This window comes from Pseudomonas sp. FW507-12TSA (assembly GCF_058781435.1).
In genome coordinates this window covers 32,338-46,516 of the sequence record NZ_JBYSWT010000039.1, presented here as the reverse complement: position 1 = coordinate 46,516, position 14,179 = coordinate 32,338, and the positions used below count along the sequence as shown (strand labels likewise).

At 64.7% G+C, this 14,179-nt stretch carries 11 protein-coding genes; 4 read left to right on the top strand and 7 right to left on the bottom strand.

Annotated features, from left to right (window positions below):
* Positions 1–69 precede the first annotated feature (69 nt).
* The 7 genes from AC3WK8_RS28330 to AC3WK8_RS28300 all read right to left on the bottom strand — a co-directional run bounded on the left by AC3WK8_RS28330 (position 70) and on the right by AC3WK8_RS28300 (position 7,762).
* Complete coding sequence (locus tag AC3WK8_RS28330) at positions 70–1,254, bottom strand: MFS transporter (RefSeq protein ID WP_103326415.1); 1,185 nt, start codon at positions 1,252–1,254, stop codon at positions 70–72.
* A gap of 138 nt (positions 1,255–1,392) precedes the next feature.
* Positions 1,393–2,217, bottom strand: a complete 825-nt coding sequence (gene efeO / locus AC3WK8_RS28325) for an iron uptake system protein EfeO (RefSeq protein ID WP_085598239.1) — start codon at positions 2,215–2,217, stop codon at positions 1,393–1,395.
* Positions 2,218–2,253: 36 nt separating this feature from the next.
* Entirely contained in the window at positions 2,254–3,567 is a 1,314-nt protein-coding gene (efeB, locus tag AC3WK8_RS28320) for an iron uptake transporter deferrochelatase/peroxidase subunit (protein ID WP_085598238.1), read from the bottom strand.
* A gap of 18 nt (positions 3,568–3,585) precedes the next feature.
* Positions 3,586–4,785, bottom strand: coding sequence for an iron uptake system protein EfeO (gene efeO / locus AC3WK8_RS28315; protein WP_103326417.1), 1,200 nt, complete (start codon positions 4,783–4,785; stop codon positions 3,586–3,588).
* Between the two features lie 8 nt (positions 4,786–4,793).
* Positions 4,794–5,642 carry an iron uptake transporter permease EfeU gene (gene efeU, locus AC3WK8_RS28310; protein ID WP_085598236.1) on the bottom strand — a complete coding sequence of 283 codons (849 nt, stop codon included), beginning with the start codon at positions 5,640–5,642 and terminating at the stop codon, positions 4,794–4,796.
* Positions 5,643–6,036: 394 nt separating this feature from the next.
* Positions 6,037–7,329, bottom strand: a complete 1,293-nt coding sequence (locus tag AC3WK8_RS28305; protein WP_103326418.1) for a glycosyltransferase — start codon at positions 7,327–7,329, stop codon at positions 6,037–6,039.
* Positions 7,330–7,402: 73 nt separating this feature from the next.
* A complete protein-coding gene (locus tag AC3WK8_RS28300) occupies positions 7,403–7,762 on the bottom strand; it encodes a response regulator (protein ID WP_085598234.1) in 360 nt (119 codons plus the stop codon).
* A gap of 253 nt (positions 7,763–8,015) precedes the next feature.
* Between AC3WK8_RS28300 and AC3WK8_RS28295 the strand changes: the two genes are divergently transcribed.
* The 4 genes from AC3WK8_RS28295 to AC3WK8_RS28280 are packed head-to-tail and all read left to right on the top strand — an operon-like array spanning position 8,016 to position 14,123.
* Positions 8,016–11,504 (top strand): response regulator, encoded by a 3,489-nt coding sequence (locus tag AC3WK8_RS28295; protein WP_103326419.1) that lies wholly within the window; start codon positions 8,016–8,018, stop codon positions 11,502–11,504.
* Complete coding sequence (locus tag AC3WK8_RS28290) at positions 11,504–12,319, top strand: CheR family methyltransferase (protein WP_085598232.1); 816 nt, start codon at positions 11,504–11,506, stop codon at positions 12,317–12,319. Before AC3WK8_RS28295 ends, AC3WK8_RS28290 begins: the two co-directional genes overlap by 1 nt.
* The gene (locus AC3WK8_RS28285; protein WP_085598231.1) at positions 12,316–12,921 is read left to right on the top strand and encodes a chemotaxis protein CheB; all 606 of its coding nucleotides are present in this window, start codon (positions 12,316–12,318) and stop codon (positions 12,919–12,921) included. The genes AC3WK8_RS28290 and AC3WK8_RS28285 overlap by 4 nt, the downstream gene beginning before the upstream one ends.
* Positions 12,915–14,123, top strand: a complete 1,209-nt coding sequence (locus AC3WK8_RS28280; protein WP_085598230.1) for a hybrid sensor histidine kinase/response regulator — start codon at positions 12,915–12,917, stop codon at positions 14,121–14,123. The genes AC3WK8_RS28285 and AC3WK8_RS28280 overlap by 7 nt, the downstream gene beginning before the upstream one ends.
* The last annotated feature ends 56 nt before the right edge of the window (positions 14,124–14,179 follow it).

Sequence of the window (14,179 nt, the reverse complement as noted above, 5' to 3'; positions counted from 1 at the left end):
GCGAGGTTGCACAAAGGGCCACAGGCCCTTTGTGCAAGTCGATATCGGCGTGGGGCAGCGGCCAGTGGATCAGCTGGTCTTCGGCGGGTAGGGCCACAGCGCCACCAACGCCAGCAGCAGCGCCGCCAGCAGGTAGGGCAGGCGTGGCTCCATGGCGTAGATCAAGGTGCCGGCCATTGGCCCGACCACTGCGCCCAGGCCCTGGGCGGCGCCGATGCTACCGGCCGTGGCGCCTTGTTCCGAAGCCTGCACCGAGTTGGCTGCCAGGGCCGAGAACGAGGGAAACACCCCACCCATGCCGGCCGCCGAGACGAAGAACGTCAACCACAGGCCCCAGGCACTGTCCACCAGCATGGCCCCGGCAAAACCCACCGCGGAAAGCAGGGCGCCGAAGCGAATCATCCGCAGTGGCGGCCATTCCAGCTTGCGCACCACCAGTTGGGCACAGATCAGGGCCAGGCCGACCATGGTCAGGGCGATCCCGGCGGTCTGCGCCGCATCGGCGGAATTCATCTGCAGGCGATCCATGGCATAGAAGCTCACGGTGATCTGCGCCAGCGTCACGCAGAGCATGGCGACGAAGGCCACCACCATTGGTCGGGCCAGCCGCGGATCGTTCAGGCGCACCCGGCCTGGCGCCTGGGCCAGGTGCAGTTCCTGGCGTGGTAGTTGTCGATGCATCACCACCAGCGCCAGCAGCGGCAGGATGGCCATGACGTAGAAGGGCAGGCTCAAGCTGTGCCGGGCCAGCAGCGCGGCGGCGGCCGGTCCTACCACCAGGCCTACGGCGTTGGCCGCGCCCAGGGAGGCCATGGCCCGGGCCCGGTGCTGGGGTTCGAAGTGGTCGGCCACCAGGGCGAACCCGCCCACTGGCACTGCCGCATAGAAGGCGCCGATCAAGCCACGACCCAATACCAGGCCGGCGAAGGCCACGGCGACACTGGGCAAGGTCCGCAGGGATACATCGATGAACAGGCACAGGGCCCAGTAGGCCAGGGTGAAGCCGGCGATCCCGAGCAGCAACACCCGGCGGCGGCCATAGCGATCGCTGGCCTGGCCCCAGGGACGGGCCAGCAGGACCCAGATCACCCCGGCCACGGTCACCGCCACTCCGGCATGCCAGGTTTGCAGGTGCAGCACCCGGGAAATCGGCCCGATCAGCGAGACGAAGGCCATCATCGACATGGTGCAGGCCATGTAGGCCGCCATCAGTGGCAAGAGCGAGAGGGGCCTGGAGGCGGCGGGAGTGGGCATGGCGGGTCTTCCATGAGGAACATCGGGGCGTGCACGTTATCGGGATAACGCACGGCTGCCCAGGCCTAATTTGCAGCGCAAGAGAGCGGAGCGATGGAGCAGGAACCGGCACGCCGGTTCCCGCCAGGGGCCGAGGAATCAGTTCAGGCCCAGCTTGCCGCGCAGGGTGGAGAGGTCCTCGGCCAGGGTATTGACCGGGCCCACCAGGGCCTTGCGGTCGTTCTCCTTGACCTTGTCGTAGGTCATGAAGCCGCCGTCCGCGGTCTTGTACTTGGCCAGGATCTTGTTCACGGTGGCGAAGTTCTTGTCCACCTTGGCGACGAAGCCCTGGTCCTGTTTCTCGATCTGCGGACGGAACAGGTCGACGATCTTCTTGGCCCCGTCGATGTTGCCCTGGAAGTCATAGAGGTCGGTGTGGCTGTAGCGGTCTTCCTCGCCGGAGACCTTGGTCGCGGCCACTTCCTCGAGCAGGGCAGCGGCCCCGCCGACCACTTTTTCCGGTGGGAAGGTCAGGCCGGCGACGCGGGCTTGCAGGTCCTTGACGTCCTTGTTCAGGCGGTCGGCCAGGTCGCCCAGGCCCTGGGTGCTGTTCTCGGAGAACAGCGAGTACTCCAGGCGGTGGAAACCGGTGAAGTCCTCGGCCTTGACTCCCTGTTCGTGGTCGTCGACGCGTGAGTCGATGGAGGCGTCCAGGTCGCTGAACAGCTCGGCGATCGGCTCGATCGACTCGTAGTAGACCCGGGTCGGTGCGTAGAGCTGCCGGGCCTTGGCCAGGTCGCCTTGCTTCACCGCATCGGTGAACTGCTGGGTATGGCTGGCCAGTTCATCCAGTTGTTCGGTGACGTAGATCTTGTAGTCGGAGATCGGCCCCACCAGTTCCAGCGGCGCGGGGGCGGCCAGTGCCGACAGCGGAGCGTGGAGCAAGCCAAGGGTCAGCAACACAGCGAGAGGCGACTTTTTCATGGGACGTTTCCGTGGGGGTTATTGTGTTGGGGCAGATCAGGTATTGGCCTTGGCAGCCGTGGCGGCGAGCAGCGAACGACCGATGAAGTCCTGGTCGCCGGTGACTCCCGGCAGGGTGAAGAAATAACCACCGCCGGTGGGCTTGAGGTACTCCTCCAGGGGCTCGCCGTTGAGCCGGTTCTGCACGGTGATGAAGCCTTTTTCCAGGTCCGCCTGGTAACAGATGAACAGCAAGCCCATGTCCAGCTGGCCGTTCTTGTTCACGCCGTTGGAGTAGTTGAACGGTCGGCGCAGGATCAGGTTCTGCTGGGTCTTGGCGGTGCGCGGGTTGGCCAGGCGGATGTGGGCATCCAGCTTGGTCACCTTGCCGTGGGGGTCCTTCGCGTAGTCCGGGACCTGGCTTTCGTGCTGGCCGTCCATGGGCGCGCCGCTGGCCTTGATCCGGCCGAGGATGCTTTCCTGCTCTTGCAGCGGGGTGCGGTCCCAGCGTTCGACGAAATTGCGGATGATGCGCACCGCCTGGTAGCTGCCATGGGCGGCCCAGGCCGGTTCGTCGCTGCCGGGCTGGACCCAGACGATCTGCTGCATGGCCTTCTGGTCGTTGGAGTCGGGGTTGGCCGAGCCATCGCGAAAGCCCAGGAAATTGCGCGCGCTCTGGGCCGGCTCGCCCGGTTTGGCCGGGGCCTGGGGCGGTACGCTGCCTTCCTGTTTCCAGCGTACCAGCAGCAGGTCCGGCAGGTTCTTCACGATGTCGCGCAGGGCATGGATGTTGGTGTCGGCGGTGTTGGAGCAGAACTGCAAACTCAGGTCGCCATGGCAGCAGGCCGGCTCCAGGGCGTCGTTGGGAAAGCCCACCATGCGCACCAGGCGCTTGGGCTTGGCGTCGGCCAGGCCGAAGCGTTCGTCGAACAGTGACTCGCCCACCGAGACGGTGATGGTCAGGTTGTCCGGGGTCACCACCGGGCCGAGGATGCCCGAGTCCAGCGGCGGCAGTTTCGGATCGACCTGGGGCACCGGGCCGCCCTGCATGAGGAAGGCGATGCGCTCGTTGAGGGTGCGGAACAGGCGCTCCAGGTCCTCGCGGTCGCTGGCCAGGACATCGAAGGCCACCATCATTCCGGCAGCAGGGCGCGCGGTGACGATGCCGCTCTGGTGCTGGCCGTGGAAGGCGTTGTGCTCCTGGGTCTGGTCGCTGCTGGGTGCCACGGTCACCTGGGCCGGCGCCTGTTCGGCCCTGGCCGGGCCGGCCAGGCTGCTACCGGCCAGGGCCACGCCGGCGGCGCCCATGCCCAGCAGCACGCGCCGGCGCTGGGCGCTGAAGGAAGGGTTGGACTGGTCTGAATCGTTCATTGCGCAGGACTCGTGTGGTTACAGGCCCGAAAGGCCCAGTGCGGGATCGATGCCATCGAGGGCGTCGGCCAGGGCCTTGGCCTTGTCGGCGAGCTCTTGGCGTTGGCCGGCGTCGACCTTGTCGTAGCCCTGGTAGCCGAAGCCGTCGCGCAGGTTGTCCAGGCGCGCCCCCAGGGCGTTGCCGGCCTCATCCACCCGGGCCAGCAACGGCGCGGCGGACTTGGCCAACAAGGGCCGCAGCAGGTCGACGACCTTGCGCGTGGTCTCCAGGTTGGCGGCAAAACCGCTGAGGTCGCTGTGGCTGTAGCGTTCCTCCTCGCCGCTGGTGGCGCGCAGCTCGGCCAGGTTGCGCATGTTGCGGGCGACGCTGCCCACCAGTTGTTCCGGCGGCAGGGTCTGGGCCAGCAGTTGCTGCTTGAGGCTGGCGACATCCTGGGACAGGCGTCGAGCCACCGGGGCCAGGCCCTTGAGGTCGTGGCGCTGGAACAGCCCGTACTCCAGGCGGTGGAAGCCAGTGAAGCCCGGGTCTTGCTCGCGTTGCTCGAAGTAATCGGCGCGGGCATTGATGGCGTTGTCCAGCTCGGCCAGGCGCTGGGCGGCCGCAGCCAGGCGCTGGTAGGCGGCGCGGGCCGGCACGTAGAGGGCCTGGGCCTGGGCCAGGTCATCGGCCTCGATGGCTTGCTGCAAGGCCGTGACCGCCTTGACCAGGGCGCTGCCCTGGGTGCTCAGGTAGACGCGAAACTCCGACAGCGGGCCGACGAAGGCCACCAGCGACGGCCGGGCCTTGGCCTGGGCGTCGGACTCGGCGGTAGGGGTCACGTGCAGAGTGCCCCGGGGATTGCTCAGCAGGCCGCAGGTGATGGCGTAGTCGCCGGGCTGCAGGTTGGCGTTGATCACCTGGCTCAGGCCCGGGGCGATGTTTTCCCGCTCCTCGACCACCAGCACGCCATCGAGGATTTCCCACTCCACGGCGCGCTCCGAGCGGTTGACGATGCGGAAGCTGGCGCGGCCGGCGGGCACGGTAAGCGCGTTGGGCTCGCAGCTGTGCGGGTGGATGGTCACGGTGATCTCGCCCTGGTGGGCCTGGCGCTTGCTGGCCGCCAGTTGCGAGGCGTAGTAGAACAGCCCGCCGGCGGCGACCATCACGATCACCGAACCGGCAACCGCCCAACGCAGAGCGCGAGGCGGCGAGGCCTGGGGAGAGGCTTGCTGGGTCATGGGGAACCTTACTGACTGGAAACGGAAGACGACGGGCCGGGCGCCTTGGCAGGCGTGGCGCCGGGCAGGAAGAACAGCACCAGGGTCACCGCCAGGTACAGCATGTAGGCGCCTAGGGTGCTGATGGTGGGGGCCTCCTGGTAGCCGAACATGCCGGCCAGGACCGAGCCCAGGGGGCTGTCCATGGGCAGGCTGGCGCTGAAGTCGAAGAGCACGGTCTGCAGGTGGTTCCACAGCCCGGCCTCATGCAGCGCCTGCACCGAGTTGGCGAGGATGCCGGCGGCCACCACCAGGATGAACAGCCCGGTCCAGCGGAAGAAGGCGCCGAGGTTCAGGCGCATGCTGCCGGTATAGATCAGGTAGCCGACGATGATCGCCGCTACCAGCCCCAGCAGGGCGCCGATGGGCGCGCCGGGGCCTTCGCTCTGCTGGAATACCGCCAACAGGAAGAACACGGTTTCCAGGCCTTCGCGGGCGACGGCGAAGAACACCATGGCGATCAGCGCAATGAGCTGGTTCCGGGAGCCGGCCAGGGCCTGGTCCAGGGAGGCTTGCAGGGAATGCTTGATGGAGCGTGCGACCTTGCGCATCCAGAACACCATCGAGCTGAGGATGCCCACGGCCACCAGGCCGACGATGCCCTCGAACAATTCCTGTTGCTTCTGCGGGAACTCGGCGCTCACCAGCTCCAGCCCGCCGCCGACCAGCAGGGCCAGGGCCGCGGCGAGGAACACGCCAATCCACACGGCGGGCATCCATTGGCCGCGTCCGGTCTGTTGCAGGTAGCTGGCGATGATGCCAACGATGAGCGCGGCTTCGATCCCTTCGCGCAGCATGATCAGAAATGGAACGAGCATTCAGCCCCCGCGGGGAAACAAGGTAGGGAGCTAAGTTGTAACATAATGATACTCATTACTAAATGAAGATTGTTGACAACTGCTGAATGGAAGCTGAACGAGATCGCTTCTCAGAATGGACGCCTTTGTCGGTTTGGCTCGGCCGATGGCGTCTTGCCGACGACCGTCGTCCCGGACCGCGAACCGCAGTGCCTGATAGGCGCGCGGCTGGCCGGGCCATGGCTGAGGGCCGCAGGCCCGGTAGCGAGGGGGAGTGCCGGGTGGCACGGGCAATGACTCAGGCCCCAGTGCTGCAAGGGGCCTGGTTGAAGAGGGGGGATATGCCAACCGAATACGGCTCGAACGCCGATTGAGAGGGACTTTCCACCGGCGCTGCGTTATCGGCGGCCAAGGGTCAGGGGCGGTTCTTGGCCTCGATCCATTGGGCCATGTACTGGGTGCTCTTGTGATGGTGGTGGCGCAACATGGCGCCGGTGAAGTTGTCCCGACGCTCTTGTACCAGATGCTCGCGGCATTCTTGCAGGCGCTGGATCAAGGCCGGGCCATGGACTTGCCGCCGGTAACGCGCCTCTAGCAGTCGCATGCCATCGGCCTGGGCCTGTTGCCACAAGGCCTGGTCCTGGTACAGGCGCACTGCCGCCGTCGCCAGGGCGCTGGCGGATTCGGCGACCATGCCGGGCCAGGGCAGGCCAGGTTCGTTCATGGATTCGCTACCCATCGGCGTGGTCACGCTGGGGGTGCCGCAGAGCATGGCATCGAGCAGCTTGCCCTTGATTCCGGCGCCAAAGCGCAACGGCGCCAGGCAGATGCGCGCGGCGCTCATTACCTGCAAGGCATCTTCGGCCCAGTTCATGATGTAAAAGCCCTGGGCCGGGTTATGCAGGGCCACCGCCTTGGGTGGGGTATAAGCGCCGTACAGGTGCAGTTGCGCGCTGGGTAGCTGCTGGCGGATCAACGGCCAGACGCGGCTTTTCATCCAGAGCACCGCGTCCCAGTTCGGCGCATGGCGGAAGTTGCCGATGCTGAGGAAGTGCGCGCGTTGCTCGAAGGGCACGCAGGCCTCGGGCCATGGGTCGAGCATCAGTGGGCACCAGTGCAGCAATGCCGGCGGCAGGCGGAACTGTTCCTGCAGCAGCTGGATCTCCACCTGTGAAACCATCAGGCTGAGGTCGCAACGGTAGATGGCGGCGATCTCGCGCTTGGCCAGGTCGGTCTCGGCCATGTGCCGGAACTCGTCCGCCTGGGCCCGGGCGAACAGCGGGCTGAAGTCGTCGTCCCCGGCGCCGCTGTTCAGGTGGTCCTTGAGGCGCTGGTGGCGGGCATGGCGCAGGCATTGCAGGTCCGAGGTCTCCAGGACCCGAACGGCTGCGGGGCAATGCTGCTCCACGCGCCAGCCGAATTGCTCCTCCATCATGAACTGGTCGAACAGCACGATGTCCGGCGCCAGCTCGGCGACGAAGCGGTCGAAGCTGGCGTTGTTCAGCTCGATCGGGCATTCGCGGATGCCCAGGGCCTCGAGGTCTTCCTTGTGTTCGCCGGGCTTGGCCGGGCTGCTGAAGGTCAGGTCCCAGCCCTGGTCGAGAAAGCACTGCAGGATCTGCATCATGTGCCCGCCAGCGGCCGAGGAGCGCGGTTCGGGCCAGACATAACCAATGATCAGGACCTTGGTCGCGGCGGTGAGGGGCATGGAGTAGGGTTCCTGGCGGGCGAGGGCAAAAAAAGACCGCCATTAAACCACAGCCCCCAGGGGCAGACCCGCTTCAGCCGAGGATGCTGCGCACCTTGTCGCGCAGTTGGTCGATGGAGAACGGCTTGCCGATCACCGCCATGCCGCCGGGTACGTCGATGGACTCGGCGTAACCGCTGGCGAACAGCACCGGTAACCGGGGACGCAGCAACAGCGCGCGCTCGGCCAGCTCCCGGCCGTTCATGCCCGGCAGGCCGACATCGGTCATCAGCAGGTCGATGGCTTGCTCCTGGTCCTGCAAACGTTCCAGCGCCGCCTCACTGCCATCGGCCTCGAGCACCGAAAATTCCAGTTCTTCGAGGACGTCGACGATCAGCATGCGCACGATGGCATCGTCTTCGACGACTAGGATGGTAGGGGCACTAGCGGGCATAGGGGCACTCTCAAGGGTTGGATTCGGTGGAACCGCAGCAGGCGGCCCTGTGCATCAGTAAATGGCGCGAGGTCACAAGTTCCCGAAACTGTACAAAAAAAATCACTTGTACAAGTGCTGGCAAGAATAACCGCTTCTATTGTGCTACGGCAGGGCAAATCCCAGATTACCGGCATGCAGGTTATAAAAAATAGCTGCAATGGCCGAATGTGGGGCAAACTTCCTTCTTTTCACCAGTGCCAAGGTCCATTCAATGATTCGTCCGTCCTCGGTTGATGAACAGAGTTTTCGCAAGCTGCTGACCCGCAACATCAGCCTGCCGCTCGGCGTGGGGGTACTCAGTGCGGTGTTTTTCGTGTCCTTGATCACCTACCTGCTGTCGGTGATCCAGTGGGTGCAGCACACCGACCGGGTGATCAACAACTTCAACGAGGCCACGCGCCTGACCATCGACCTGGAAACCGGCATGCGCGGTTTCCTGATCACCGGCAACGAACATTTCCTCGATCCCTACGAAGTGGCCAAGCCGCGCATCATCAGCGAGCTGCGCGGCTTGCAGGAACTGGTGGCGGATAACCCGCAGCAGGTGGACCGGATCCGACGCATCGAGGCCCTGCAACTGGAATGGAACAACTATGCCCAGGGCATGATCGAGCTGCGCCGCAAGAACGGCGACTACCGCGAGGCGGTGCAGGCCGGGCGCGGCAAGCGCCTGACCGACGAGGTCCGCAAGGAATACGACGATGCGGTGGCCATGGAGCAGCAACTGCGCCAGCAGCGTAATGAAAACGTCAGCCGTACCACGATTTTCAGCGTTGCCCTGTACCTGCTGTTCGTGGTGGGTATCAGCGGCTTGCTGGCCTATGTCGGGCGCCGTGACCTGTTGTCCCTGTCGCGCAGCTACAGCGACAACCTCGAAGCCGAACTGCGCAGTGCCCGCAGCCTGGAGCGCCAGGCCTGGTTGCGCAATGGCCAGACCGAGCTGGCCGAACAGATGCTGGGGCAGCTGAGCCTGAACCTGTTGGGGCGCAACATCCTGCAGTTCTGCGCCCAGTACTTGGGGATGGCGGTGGCGGCCTTGTATGTGCGCGAGGAGCATGGCGGTCTCAAGCGCGTGGCGACCTATGGCTTTTCCCGCGAGCAGGAAGATCAGGGCCAGGCGTTGTACAGCGACGAAGGCCTGGTGGGCCAGGCGGCCCAACACAAGCGGGTGATTCGCCTGGACGAGGTGCCGGTCGATTACTTCAAGGTCAGCTCGGGCCTGGGCGAGGGTCTGCCCCGCAGCGTGCTGGTGGTGCCGTCCCATGATGACGGGCGGGTCAACGGGGTGGTCGAGCTGGGCTTCCTGCGGGAGCTGGACGAGCGCGATATCGAGTTCCTGGAACTGATCGCCGGCAACATTGGTACCTCCATCGAGGCGGCGCGCTACCGCCAGCGCTTGCAGGAAGTGCTGGCCGAGACCCAGCAGCTCAACGAAGAGCTGCAGGTCCAGCAGGAAGAGCTCAAGACCGCCAACGAGGAGCTGGAAGAACAGTCGCGGATTCTCAAGGAGTCCCAGGCGCATCTGGAAACCCAGCAAGTGGAGCTGGAGCAGACCAACGAACAGTTGGCGGAGCAGGCCCAGGTGCTGTCCGAGCAGCGCGACGCCATGGACCGCAAGAACAGCGAGCTCAACGATGCGCAGATCGAGCTGCAGGAGCGCGCCGAAGAACTGCAGCGCTCGAGCAAGTACAAGTCCGAGTTCCTTGCCAACATGTCCCACGAGCTGCGCACGCCGCTCAACAGTTCGCTGATCCTGGCCAAGCTCCTGGCCGAGAACGCCCAGGAAAACCTCAGTGAGGAGCAGGTCAAGTTCGCCGAGTCGATCTATTCCGCGGGCAACGACCTGCTGAACCTGATCAACGACATCCTGGACATCTCCAAGGTCGAGGCCGGCAAGCTCGAGGTCCGCCCCGAGAACGCCAGCGTATCGCGCCTGGTGGAGGGCTTGGGCAACCTGTTCCAGCCACTGACGGCGGAAAAAGGCCTGGAGTTTCGCGTCGAGTTGCAACCCGGGGCGCCGCAGACGCTGTTCACCGATCGCCAGCGGGTCGAGCAGGTGCTCAAGAACCTGCTGTCCAACGCCGTCAAGTTCACCGAGCAGGGCCAGGTCAGCCTGACGGTGTCCGCCCACCCCGGTGCCGGGATCGCCTTCGCCGTGCAGGACTCAGGGATCGGCATCGCCCAGGACCAGCAGGAAAGCATCTTCGAAGCCTTCCGCCAGGCCGATGGCACCACCAACCGGCGTTATGGCGGCACCGGCCTGGGCCTGTCCATTTCCCGCGACCTGGCCAACCTGCTGGGGGGCTCCATCAGCGTCAGCAGCGAGCCGGGGCGCGGCAGCATCTTCACCCTGGTCTTGCCGGAGCACTACGATGCCGAGTCGCCGGTGCTCCCGGCGGAACCTGCTGCCATTGCGCCGGTGGCCGTGGCACAGCCGCCGCAAGCGGTGCCGGAGGTGGTGGAGCTTGCCCCGATCCCGCGTTTCGCCGACGACCGGGACAAGGCGCCGTTCAGCGGCCGCAGCATCCTGGTGGTGGAGGATGAAGCCAACTTCGCCCATATCCTCTTCGACCTGGCCCACGAGCTGGGCTACCAGTGCCTGGTGGCCCACGGCGCCGACGAAGGCTACGGCCTGGCCACGCAGTTCAACCCCGATGCGATCCTTCTGGACATGCGCCTGCCCGACCACTCCGGCCTGACCGTGCTGCAGCGGCTCAAGGAGCATCCGCAGACCCGGCACATCCCGGTGCACGTGATCTCGGTCGAAGACCGGGTGGAAGCGGCGATGCACATGGGCGCCGTGGGCTATGCGGTCAAGCCCACCACCCGCGAGGAGCTCAAGGACGTGTTCGCCCGCCTGGAGGCCAAGCTGACCCAGAAGGTCAAGCGCGTGCTGCTGGTGGAGGACGACGACCTGCAGCGCGACAGCATCGCCCGGCTGATCGGCGACGACGATATCGAGATCACCGCCGTGGGCCTGGCCCAGGACGCCCTGGAGCTGCTGCGCGAGAACATCTACGACTGCATGGTCATCGACCTCAAGCTGCCGGACATGCTGGGCAACGACCTGCTCAAGCGCATGTCCACCGAGGACATCTGTTCCTTCCCGCCGGTGATCGTCTACACCGGCCGCAACCTGACCCGCGACGAAGAGGCCGAGCTGCGCAAGTATTCGCGCTCGATCATCATCAAGGGCGCGCGTTCACCGGAGCGCCTGCTGGACGAAGTGACGCTTTTTCTGCACAAAGTCGAATCCCAGTTGTCCCATGAACGGCAGAAGATGCTCAAGACCGCCCGCAGCCGCGACAAGGTGTTCGAGGGGCGCAAGATCCTCCTGGTGGACGATGACGTGCGCAACATCTTCGCCCTGACCAGCGCCCTGGAACACAAGGGCGCGGTGGTGGTGATCGGCCGTAACGGCCTGGAAGCCATCGCCAGGCTCAACGAGGTCGAGGATATCGATTTGGTACTTATGGATGTGATGATGCCGGAGATGGACGGTTTCGAGGCCACCGCGCAGATCCGCAAGGATCCGCGCTGGCGCAAGCTGCCGATCATCGCCGTCACCGCCAAGGCCATGAAGGACGATCAGGAGCGTTGCCTCCAGGCCGGCGCCAACGACTACCTGGCCAAGCCCATCGATCTCGACCGGTTGTTTTCACTTATCCGCGTGTGGCTACCCAAGATGGAAAGAATTTAGTGGAGCGCAATACCGAGATCGAACTGCGTCTGTTGATCGAAGCTATCTACCTCAAATACAGCTACGACTTTCGCGATTACTCCGGCGCCTCGATCAAGCGCCGGGTGCAACATGCCTTGCGCCAGTTCGACTGCAAGACCATTTCCGCCTTGCAGGAACGGGTCCTGCACGACCCGACCGCGTTCATGCAGTTGCTGCAGTTCCTGACCATCCCGGTCAGCGAGATGTTTCGCGACCCCTCGCATTTCCTGGCCATCCGCCAGGAAGTGGTGCCGCTGCTCAGGACCTATCCGTCGCTGAAGATCTGGATCGCCGGGTGCAGCACCGGTGAGGAGGTCTACTCCATGGCCATCCTGCTGCGCGAGGAGGGGCTGCTGGAGCGCACCATCATCTATGCCACGGACATCAACCCCAGCTCCCTGGAAAAGGCCAAGCAGGGCATCTTCTCCCTGGAGAACGTGCGGGCCTATACCCACAACTACCAGCGTGCCGGCGGCAAGCGTTCATTCGCCGACTACTACACTGCGGCCTACGACTACGCGATCTTCGACAAGAGCCTGCGCGAGAACGTGACCTTCGCCGACCACAGCCTGGCCACCGACAGTGTATTTTCCGAGACGCAGTTGATTTCTTGTCGTAACGTATTGATTTATTTCAATAAAAAGCTTCAGGATCGGGCCTTCGGGCTGTTTCACGAGTCCCTTTGCCACCGTGGTTTCCTGGTGCTGGGCAGCAAGGAGACCCTGGACTTCTCCGCCTATGCCAAGCATTTCGAGCCCTTGGTCAAACAAGAACGGATCTACCGCAAGTCATGAACCAGGACATCCGCAGTACCAATCCCCGGCCACAGATCGAGGCCGTGGTGGTGGGAGCTTCCGCTGGTGGCGTCGAAGCCTTGCTCAGCCTGTTCGGCGGCTTGGGTCGTGGGTTTCGCCTGCCGGTGATCGTAGTCCTGCACTTGCCCGATGAGCGCCGCAGCCAATTGGCCGAAGTGTTCGACCGGCGCCTGTCGTTGCGAGTCAAGGAAGCCGACGACAAGGAACAGATAGTTCCGGGCACGCTGTATTTCGCGGCTCCCGGCTACCACCTGTCGGTGGAGCAGGACCGCAGCCTGTCCCTGAGCCAGGAGGAGCGGATCCACCATTCGCGTCCATCCATCGACTACCTGTTCGAGTCCGCCGCCGATGCCTATGGCGAGCACCTGGCCGCCGTGCTGCTGACCGGGGCCAACCAGGACGGCGCCGCCGGGCTGGCCGAGGTCAAGCGCCAGGGCGGCCTGACCATCGTCCAGGACCCCGACGAGGCCCATGTCTCGACCATGCCCGATGCTGCACTGGCCCTGCACCAGCCGGACCATATCCTCCCTTTGCGCGGTATCAGCTTGCTGCTGGCCGAGCTGGAACCAATCGCATGTTAAGTAATATCCAAGCCAAGTTGCTGATCGTCGACGATCTGCCGGAAAACCTGCTGGCCCTGGAGGCGCTGATCAAGCGCGAGGACCGCCAGGTGTACAAGGCACTGTCGGCCGACGAAGCCTTGTCGCTGTTGCTCCAGCATGAGTTCGCCATGGCCATCCTCGATGTGCAGATGCCGGGCATGAACGGCTTCGAGCTGGCGGAACTGATGCGCGGCACCGAGAAGACCAAGAACATCCCCATCATCTTCGTCAGTGCCGCCGGGCGCGAGCTCAACTATGCCTTCAAGGGTTACGAGAGCGGGGCGGTGGACTTCCTGCACAAGCCCCTGGATATCCATGCGGTCAAGAGCAAGGTCAACGTGTTCGTCGACCTGTACCGCCAGAGCAAGGCCATGAAGCAGCAGGTCGAGGCCCTGGAGCAGAGCCGGCGCGAGCAGGAGGCCCTGCTCAGGCAACTGCAGTCCACCCAGAACGAATTGGAACAGGCCGTGCGCATGCGCGATGACTTCATGTCGATCGTCGCCCACGAAGTGCGTACTCCGCTCAATGGCCTGATCCTCGAGACCCAGCTGCGCAAGATGCACCTGGCCCGGGACAATGCCGCGGCCTTCAGCCTGGACAAGATGCACGCCATGGTCGATCGCGACGAACGGCAGATCAAGAGCCTGATCCGCCTGATCGAGGACATGCTGGACATCTCGCGAATTCGTACCGGCAAGTTGTCGATCCGCCCGTCACGTTTCGACCTGGCGCAGTTGGTGCGGGGCCTGGTGGAGAACTTCGCCCCCCAGGTGGAGGCGGCGCAGTCCACCCTGAGCCTGGATGCCGAGGAGCCGGTGGAAGGCAACTGGGACGAGTTTCGTATCGAGCAGGTGGTTTCCAACTTGCTGACCAACGCCCTGCGCTATGGCGCCAAGAGCCCCATCCAGGTGCGGGTCTACTGCCATGCGGGAGAGGCCCGGGTCGAGGTCAGGGACCATGGGATCGGGATCAGCGAGGACAACCAGCGGCGTATCTTCCAGCAGTTCGAGCGCGTCAGCGCCAGCCATGTGGCCGCGGGCCTGGGCCTGGGCCTGTTCATTTCCGAGCAGATCGTCACCGCCCACGGCGGCACGATCAGCGTCGAAAGCCGGATTGGCGAGGGCGCCCTGTTCCGGGTCGCGCTGCCCCTGGCGGAGGCGGCATTGCCCGCTGGTGCGTAAAAGCGTCACGCCCACGCAACCTCTGCGTGAGCCAATGGTCGTACAGTGGCTGCTGA

What these genes read in the sequence shown, in the direction of transcription:
- AC3WK8_RS28330 (WP_103326415.1), bottom strand. Translation starts at nt 1,254, where the DNA reads ATGCCCACTCCCGCCGCCTCCAGGCCCCTCTCGCTCTTGCCACTGATG.
- efeO (WP_085598239.1), bottom strand. Translation starts at nt 2,217, where the DNA reads ATGAAAAAGTCGCCTCTCGCTGTGTTGCTGACCCTTGGCTTGCTCCAC.
- efeB (WP_085598238.1), bottom strand. Translation starts at nt 3,567, where the DNA reads ATGAACGATTCAGACCAGTCCAACCCTTCCTTCAGCGCCCAGCGCCGG.
- efeO (WP_103326417.1), bottom strand. Translation starts at nt 4,785, where the DNA reads ATGACCCAGCAAGCCTCTCCCCAGGCCTCGCCGCCTCGCGCTCTGCGT.
- efeU (WP_085598236.1), bottom strand. Translation starts at nt 5,642, where the DNA reads ATGCTCGTTCCATTTCTGATCATGCTGCGCGAAGGGATCGAAGCCGCG.
- AC3WK8_RS28305 (WP_103326418.1), bottom strand. Translation starts at nt 7,329, where the DNA reads ATGCCCCTCACCGCCGCGACCAAGGTCCTGATCATTGGTTATGTCTGG.
- AC3WK8_RS28300 (WP_085598234.1), bottom strand. Translation starts at nt 7,762, where the DNA reads ATGCCCGCTAGTGCCCCTACCATCCTAGTCGTCGAAGACGATGCCATC.
- AC3WK8_RS28295 (WP_103326419.1), top strand. Translation starts at nt 8,016, where the DNA reads ATGATTCGTCCGTCCTCGGTTGATGAACAGAGTTTTCGCAAGCTGCTG.
- AC3WK8_RS28285 (WP_085598231.1), top strand. Translation starts at nt 12,316, where the DNA reads ATGAACCAGGACATCCGCAGTACCAATCCCCGGCCACAGATCGAGGCC.
- AC3WK8_RS28280 (WP_085598230.1), top strand. Translation starts at nt 12,915, where the DNA reads ATGTTAAGTAATATCCAAGCCAAGTTGCTGATCGTCGACGATCTGCCG.